Genomic DNA, 7,675 nt, shown 5'->3' on the forward strand with positions numbered 1-7,675 from the left:
GTCGGGGATGTTGTCATTTGTTGTCACGCCGAGGTTCACATTTGCTCACATGCCACCTTGCCATTTCTAGCCAACGCTCAAGCCGTCGCCGCCCGTTATTTCCGGTTAGAAAACGGCGCCAATCTTCTTCTGCCTCTGCGCGGACCACCGAGCTCCTCGCGCGCGCGCGTATTGGTCCCAGAACTACGCCATCGGCGGACGATGGCTCCCTCTCTTTTTAGGGCATTGCATAATTCAAGAGGATCGACAGTCTTGGCATTTCCAAAATGAGCAAGGCTCTGGCGAGCCTGTCATTTCCTGTCACGAAGGCCCCATTGCTATGAATGGCAGACCTTTGATTTCCTTTACCAAAGAGATTTTACCCCACCCCATGCCGAGCCCGCGAAGATGCTTTCATTTGCTTTAGTCCTGCTCTGATTTGCTCTACTCGGAAGAGGCGGCAAAACATGCGCAAAAGATTGAAATTCGCGCAACACAACAGCCACCTAGCGCGACTGAGGTGCTTTGATTTCCGTTGATTAAGTTCAAGCCGCCCCTGGCGTAGATCGGATCAAGTCACCCGCTCATTTCCGCTCAAGCGCGCCGATCACGGCTTGCGGGTTGAGGTGGATCAGGCGAAGCAAAACGAGTGCAGACCCGGTTGGCTTTCTACGCCCCTGCTCCCAATTGCGAAGTGTCTTCACTGGAACGCCAATGGCGTCCGCGAACGTCTGTTGCGTCTGCCCGATTCCGGATGCGGCGCGCACAGCCTGCACATTGAGCATTTGCGGCGCCGCCCTTTTAGGGGATGACATAATTACGCCGCTGGCGTTGTCCGGTGTACCGCTCATTGGCTCGCTCCAACCTGAATCGCTGTTGCCTGCATCGCAGCGTCAATCGCTGAAATCATGGTCTCGATCGCTTTCCGCTGATTGGGCAACACGCGCCCACTACTCGCAAGACCTTGCAGTCGCTGCCGGTAGGACGTTGGGCGGTAGCCTACCGGGACGAGACACCTCAGCGTGCGGTAAGCAATTTGGGCTCGCGCTACGGCCGTCGAGTTCGTCTCTCGATGCTCAGCCATCATCTTTAACCGGCTCGGAAGGTGTTTCGACAACAAGGCGAAAGTTGCTATCCAGGCCGTACCGCTGGGATTGACCAACTTCCGTGGTCACCTCGCTATCCTGCCAGATCGGCGAACCGTCAGCGCTGTGTCCCGATTTACTCTGGAAGCGAACCACAAAGTTTTCGCCGCTTTCGGATGTGATCGTCAGAGTGATCATGTTCGCGCTCGCTCATAGTTGGAGGTACGTGGCGACAGGGCGGCGACTATTGCCGTTCAAACACACCAGACACGGCGAACCTGGAAGTTGAAGCAAACGCTACCGTGTTGCGGCACAGGATCTGGACATTAGAAGCCTGAATCCAGCAGGGGACAGCGACCCCGTTTGTGACGAATTCAAACCCGCTGCCGCCGCCACCAGACTGCGCCGTAAATGGCACATTGAAGCTCATGTTTCCTGACGTGCAGGAGCCGCTGGCAACGGTTAGATCCATCTCCCAGAAAACCGTCTTACCCCAGTTCTTGTACCGAGCCGTATTTACGGTGAAAGTGCCCCCAGAGCACGATGCGGAAACAGTTCCGGAAAAACTTGTCCAAGCAGTTTGATCAAGATCACACTGTCCCGTCGTTGTGATGGTGCCGCCGGCCAGGTTCGTTCCACATACCACAGACGTGACGGTGCCCGTACCGGCCGCCGCGTTACAGCCGAACGTATGCGTAGACGTCGAATAGGTCAGCGCGCCCGTGCAGTTGCTGATCGCGGTCGCTGACGCCGTCGTGCTGCCGAAGTAGCCTATTACGGTATCCTGCGTTCCGGTTGCAAGCCCGCTCAGAGCAAGCGCGCCGGCAGAGCATGTGCCTGCGCCGGTTCGGGAAAGAACGCCGGTCGAGGACAGCGCTGCGAGACAATCCAGATCAGCGTCCCACGCCTCAACGTTCGTCCCGATCACCACGCCGATGTTGGTTCGCATGGTCGAAGCATTGCAGTCGGTCGGGTTGGCCGTGCCTGCCGTCGCATTGCATTTTGTGGTGTTCGCCGCCATCGTGGCGAGCTGCGAATTCGTGACCTTGCTGGCGCCGATAGCCGTGACGCCGGCAGCGGTCATCGTCACGTCTCCGGACAACGCAGCGCAGATGGGCTTGGCGGCATTCTGCCCGATGGCGATCTGCGCTTGGGTACACAGGACCGAGAGAAAGCCATCTACGCCCGGCCCGCTCCCGACAGCGAAAGCGTTTGCAGTGACGGTTCCGGCGTTCTGCGCCTGAGCAGGAGCCACAAAAAATGCAGCCAAAGCGGCGGCCACGAAAAGCTTTGAGATTCGGTTCATCTTGCGTACCCGACACCTGGAATAGGACGGAGGAAGATGCTGCCTGTGTCGCCCGCAATCTTCCATGAAGAGCGGCCCTGGATTGTTTCGGACCCACTCGGCAGAATCATTATGTTGTTGGTGCCGGCATCACCTCTCCAATCGCACACAAGGACCGGGCAGGTTTTGCTCGCTGCCAAAGGCAGGTTAAGCGTGATCGCTGCGCCAGCCGTCTGATCGACGCGCACGATGCCAGCGTTCGCATCGATCTCGACCGGCCCAGCCGCCGTAATGTGTTGATCCGAGAGCTCGTTCGGCTGAAAGTATGGCCCCAACATTTCGGCAAGGGCATCGATATCCATGCTGAACGTGAAGTTGCCGCCCGTCTTGTCGAGCAGGATCGGGCTCGTTGTCGTGACCCTGCCTGGAAAACGGACATCCATCTTCCCCTTGATGACTGGCTTGGGGAGAATCTTGAGCCTGAGAACGGGAGGAGCCATCAAGCAGCTCCCGCAAGTTTCTGCACGTCAATGCCATTCAACGTAATCATGTGGGCTCACATTTTAATGTAGGTTGTAGCGAGGATGGTCGGCTGGACGATTGGATGCGCGCTACCGCCGCCAGTGTTCTGGATCGTGATGCCCGTGGTCGCCGTGTTTGTTGCGCCGCTGGATGAATTGGCAGTAGCCGAAAGGGAAAGATTGCCAGGGGACGAAGATAAACCCAAAAAATAGGGGTGGCTGTGGCCCGGATCGGTGACGCCGTGATTGTGTGACGGCATTTGGGCGGCCGTAAGCGTTTGACTTTCAGCACCGCCAACCGCGCCTAACGTCGTTGCAGTGGATCCAAAGTAGCTTGAAGTAAGACGCGATGCAGCGCTGTTGCCCATGTCGTCGAGACTGGCGAGGACGCGGCCTCGGCAATCTGGAAGTGCCAATGTCTTGTTGGCAGAAAAGTCAGCAGCCGCCGAGGCGCCCCGCCCTCCGCCGACCGCAAGGTTGCTATCAGCACCCCAGAGATAAGCAAACAGCGCCTGGGTATCGGAATTGGCGCGCTCAGTAGCGCCCGAACTAGCATTTCCGATCGTTCGACCGTTGCAACGAACCCAGCCTGACAAGACCCCGGTCCCATAAAATTGCATGAAGGCGCCAGTCTGGAAAATTGTCGTCGGGTCGACCGTTCCGCCGCCGCCCCCGCCGCCCGAAGGACCGACGATCAGCAGATTGTCCTGAACGAGCTTCTGATTGCCGTTCTTGTCGGTCAGTCGGACCTTGATCGATCCATCAGCGCAGAAGAGCTGGGGAATGCGCCCAGCAGCATCGAGCGTGACCGGGTTCGGCCAAGCCAAGGTGAGGCCAGTGTCCTGGTAGCAGTTCTGCGGGGCGGCCGTGGTGCCGGCCTGGATGAGGAAAAGCTTCCCGCCGCTGAGCGGTTTGGCGAACTCGTCAAGCTGCTGGGTCATGCTGATGCCAGGGATGGTGCCCGCTGCCAGCGCATTCGAAGCGAATAGCGCGAGCGCAAAAAATGCACCCAACGCCCGCCCAGCAAACGGATGCAGATTGACACCGTCCGAACGAAGTCGATCAACGACCGATTGACGGATGTAATCAGATTTCGACTGGCACCTTTGTTTTGCTGCCGTGTCTATCGCTTCCGACAGATTTGCCGGCGCCCTGAACTGCACCAGCTCTTCAAACTTGCGGGGATCGTCCATCTCTCGTCCTCATGCAATCTGCATGAGAGTGTCAGTACGAGGGATGAATCAGTGGCACCATTTCAAGGCTGCGGGTGTTGAGCGCTTAGCGGAAGCTGCGGACTTTGCGGGTGCAGTGGGTCCGCTCATTACCTGAAAGCAGACGTATCTCACAGCCGGCGTGACGTCGCCGAAGGGCCACAAGCGGACCATCGGCGACCTTGAAACGTTCGCGATGCTGCATCATGCTTCCGAGGGGCTGCGGAACGCAATCGGTCCAGCCGCAGGCAAGCTGAAGGGGTGCAGTCAGATGCCTCTCTGGTTGATTCCGGTCATTTACGCTGCTGCGAGTTTCCTCTGCGGGATCACGCTGACACGACTTGAGCAGGCATACTTTCCTTACAATTCCGGCATTTCCGCTGCGTCGGCTCAGGCATTCTTGCGGCTGTCGCTTCCGGCATGATCTCGCTCACTGGTATCGTGTTTACTGTCGGCCTGGTCATGGTGCAATTCAGTGCCATTGCATACTCACCGAGGCTCGTTCTCCTTTTAGCTCGCGACCCAAAGCTGTTTCATTCGCTGGGTGTGTTCATCGCCACGTTTACTTATTCCCTTTCCGTTCTGCTCTATGTCGATCGCAATGAGTCCGGGATCGTGCCGATGGTCTCCGGCTTCGTGGTCGCCGCGTTGCTTTTGCTCAGCGTGCTGCTGTTTTCCGCGCTGATGAAAGGCTTGAGCGACCTCCAGATCACTAACGTGCTTCACACAATCGGCGACACGGGTCGCGAGATCATGCGCGAGATGTTTCAGCGCCTCGATGAGAAAGCGAACACTCAATCGAAGCATGGACAAGAGACGTACAATGTTCCTGAATTAGGTCCGGTGGTCCAAACGTTGAGGTATTTCGCCGCGCCGCGCACGATTGCCAAATTCGATATTGACGACCTGGTTCGCCAGGCACAGCAGGCCGGGGCCGTCATCGTAATGGTGTGCGGGGTCGGCGACACCCTTGTCGCAAATACCCTGCTATTACAGGTTCATGGGGCCAAAGCTGCGCTGCCCGAAAGCGATCTCATGCGGGCCATCCACTCTGGGTTTGAACGGACATCCGAGCAGGACCCGAAATATCCCATCCGGCTGCTGGTCGACATCGCCATCAAGGCGCTGTCGCCGGCGATCAACGATCCGACTACGGCGGTCCAGGCCATCGACCAGATCGAGGATTTGTTGCGTCGGTTGGGAGGGCGCGATTTGGACGTCGGCTATGCCCGCGACGCGGATGGCGTTTTGCGTCTCATTTTCCCGATGCCTACATGGGAGGATTATCTAGTGTTGGCATTCGATGAGATCCGACACTATGGTGCCGGTTCGGTGCAGGTGATGCGGCGCCTGAGGTCGGCGCTCATCGGGTTGGCCGACTCGGTGACGGCCGACACGCGGATCGTGGCGGTGCAGCGATATCTCAAGCAACTCGATTTGACCGTCGATCGCTTCGCTGCGGACGATCAGGAAACGGCGCGCCAGGAAGATCGGCAAGGCCTCGGCCTATCGCGCGGACACATGAAAACCAAAGCAACGCCTTGATCAGAGAGGTCAGCATCCGGACATCGCTGTGTTACCGCTCTGTAACGGACTTCGGCCTCTGCTAGCGCCCTTGTATCGAATGCCTGTCGTCACTTGAGGCCTCACTGGTTCGCCGACCGCTCTTGGTCGCTGCCATCGGTTGCAAGTACCGCGGAGGTTGGCAATGGGATTAATCAACACGAGAATCCGGGTCATTGACTGTGCGGTAACGGCTGCAGTTCTCCTGCTTTTTCCTGGAGTCACACGAGCCGACGAGGCTGGCTCTTCATTCTGGTTTCCGGGTCAGTTTGCTAGTCTCGTCGCCGTGCAGCAGACACCGGGCTGGGCGCTCAGTGTCATCGACTACCATTCCAGCGTCGCCGCCGCGGGGAGCGCTGCTGCGGCCAAAGAGATTCTGGCCGGCAAAATCCCCGGCAACGTCAACGTCAATTTGAATCTGAGTCTGAACGGGCGGGCCGATCTGGTCGGCCTCGCGCCATCGTATACTTTCGCGACGGCGGTGCTTGGCGGTCAATTGGTCGTAGGCATGTCCGGCCAGTACGGCAGAGCCGCCGCCAGTATAGCCGGAACACTGACAGCGATAGCCGGACCGATTGTGGTGACGCGCACCGGAATGCTCGAAGGCTCGCTTATCTCCTACGGCGACCTCGCGCCATTCGCTGAACTGCTATGGAACCATGGCGTCAACAATTACATGGCCTACGTCACGGGCAATGTTCCCGTCGGCGACTATGATCCGACGCGGATTCCCAATATCGGGCTCGGGCACGGCGCGATCGACATTGGAGGCGCCTATACCTATTTCGACCCGGCGGCAGGAAACGAATTCTCGGGCGTCGCCGGCCTTACCTACAATTTCAGGAATCCCGACACCCAGTACCGGAGCGGCATCGATTTCCACTTCGACTGGGGCGCATCGCACTACCTCACCAAGCAGCTTTTCGTCGGCATTGTCGGATACGCCTACCAGCAAATCACCGACGATTCCGGCCAGAGCCCGATCCTCGGTGGCTTCAGGTCACGCGTTTTCGGTGTCGGTCCGCAAATCGGGTACAGCTTCCCGGTCGGAGACATGCAGGGCTCCCTTGGTCTGAGGGGATACGGCGAGTTCGGTGCGGCCAACCGTCCGTCGGGATGGAATACCTGGCTGACGTTCACGATTTCCCCGTCCGCGCCTGCCGCCACAGCGCCCACGAAGCATCTGGTTTTGAAATAAACCTCGTGCCAACTGGACGTCGGCTGCGATCGGCCGATGTCTCAAATGGGTCAAAAGCAGCGGTGGACGCCAATTTGGATCGGCGTCCGGTCTACCCCTGACAACCGACATGACAAGCGTTCAATCGACCTTCGGCTAAGGGACCAAGAGGCGACATCGCTCACTTGGTTGTCGTTTCGAAATCTTTGCCGACTTCCGATAACATTGGCGCTGTTACCTTCTTTCAGACGCCGCCCGAAGCGATCCGCCAGCCTCACTTCCTCAGCGTAACACCGAGCAAACACACCAAAGAGCGCGACGCAGCAACATCTCTCGACTGACTTTGTGCACGGTTGCGTGTATAAACTTCATGATTCACGTTGAAACTTGATCACGAGCCAGATCAAGCCCCTTGATCTTTGTCAATGTCGGCATCAACCGACGGGCCTCCTTATGCAAAGGGGGACGAGACAGGATAGGAGCAAAACGATGAAGCGGATGRTTTTCAGAAAGTTTGCAATTGCAACTTCGGCTATCGCCTTTGCAACACTGTTCACCGTTGACTGGTCTGAGCAGCGGGGGATTTCGCTGTCAGTTGAGAGTGCCCAAGCGAGGCGGCTCTATGTCAGCCCGTATCCCTATAGTCACTACATACCCGATCAGACCGGTCTGCCTTGGTACGCAGTGCGGGCCTACTACGCTGGCGGCCCCTGGTGTGGTGCCGGCGGCACGACCGGGTACGGCACGACTGCGGGGGTCTTTGGGCGTGCTTCCTATACCTGCTACGACGGTTGGGATAGCTATGCGAAGCTCAACGGCATTGGTTGCACGCCCGGCACCTTGATCAAGGGCGG

General features: G+C 58.1%; 8 protein-coding genes. 3 read left to right on the forward strand and 5 right to left on the reverse strand.

Annotated features, from left to right (window positions below; genetic code table 11):
• Window positions 1–563 precede the first annotated feature (563 nt).
• From ACXJMY_RS37370 to ACXJMY_RS37390, 5 genes are all read right to left on the reverse strand, one after another.
• Entirely contained in the window at window positions 564–830 is a 267-nt protein-coding gene (locus tag ACXJMY_RS37370) for a helix-turn-helix domain-containing protein (RefSeq protein WP_456624357.1), read from the reverse strand.
• A gap of 225 nt (window positions 831–1,055) precedes the next feature.
• Window positions 1,056–1,262, reverse strand: coding sequence for a hypothetical protein (locus ACXJMY_RS37375; protein ID WP_456624358.1), 207 nt, complete (start codon window positions 1,260–1,262; stop codon window positions 1,056–1,058).
• 46 nt (window positions 1,263–1,308) lie between these two features.
• The gene (locus tag ACXJMY_RS37380) at window positions 1,309–2,370 is read right to left on the reverse strand and encodes a hypothetical protein (protein WP_456624359.1); all 1,062 of its coding nucleotides are present in this window, start codon (window positions 2,368–2,370) and stop codon (window positions 1,309–1,311) included.
• Window positions 2,367–2,849: a hypothetical protein gene (locus ACXJMY_RS37385; RefSeq protein ID WP_456624360.1), complete on the reverse strand. Its 483-nt coding sequence runs from the start codon at window positions 2,847–2,849 to the stop codon at window positions 2,367–2,369. The genes ACXJMY_RS37380 and ACXJMY_RS37385 overlap by 4 nt, the downstream gene beginning before the upstream one ends.
• A 56-nt stretch (window positions 2,850–2,905) precedes the next feature.
• Window positions 2,906–4,063, reverse strand: coding sequence for a phage tail protein (locus ACXJMY_RS37390; RefSeq protein WP_456624361.1), 1,158 nt, complete (start codon window positions 4,061–4,063; stop codon window positions 2,906–2,908).
• 414 nt (window positions 4,064–4,477) lie between these two features.
• Between ACXJMY_RS37390 and ACXJMY_RS37395 the strand changes: the two genes are divergently transcribed.
• The 3 genes from ACXJMY_RS37395 to ACXJMY_RS37405 all read left to right on the forward strand — a co-directional run.
• Window positions 4,478–5,626 (forward strand): DUF2254 domain-containing protein, encoded by a 1,149-nt coding sequence (locus ACXJMY_RS37395; RefSeq protein ID WP_456624364.1) that lies wholly within the window; start codon window positions 4,478–4,480, stop codon window positions 5,624–5,626.
• 163 nt (window positions 5,627–5,789) lie between these two features.
• A complete protein-coding gene (locus tag ACXJMY_RS37400; RefSeq protein ID WP_456624362.1) occupies window positions 5,790–6,842 on the forward strand; it encodes a SphA family protein in 1,053 nt (350 codons plus the stop codon).
• A 468-nt stretch (window positions 6,843–7,310) separates the two neighbouring features.
• A partial coding sequence (locus ACXJMY_RS37405) for a hypothetical protein (protein ID WP_456624363.1) occupies window positions 7,311–7,675 on the forward strand: 365 nt, incomplete at its 3' end.

This window comes from Bradyrhizobium sp. P5_C12, from assembly GCF_054049735.1.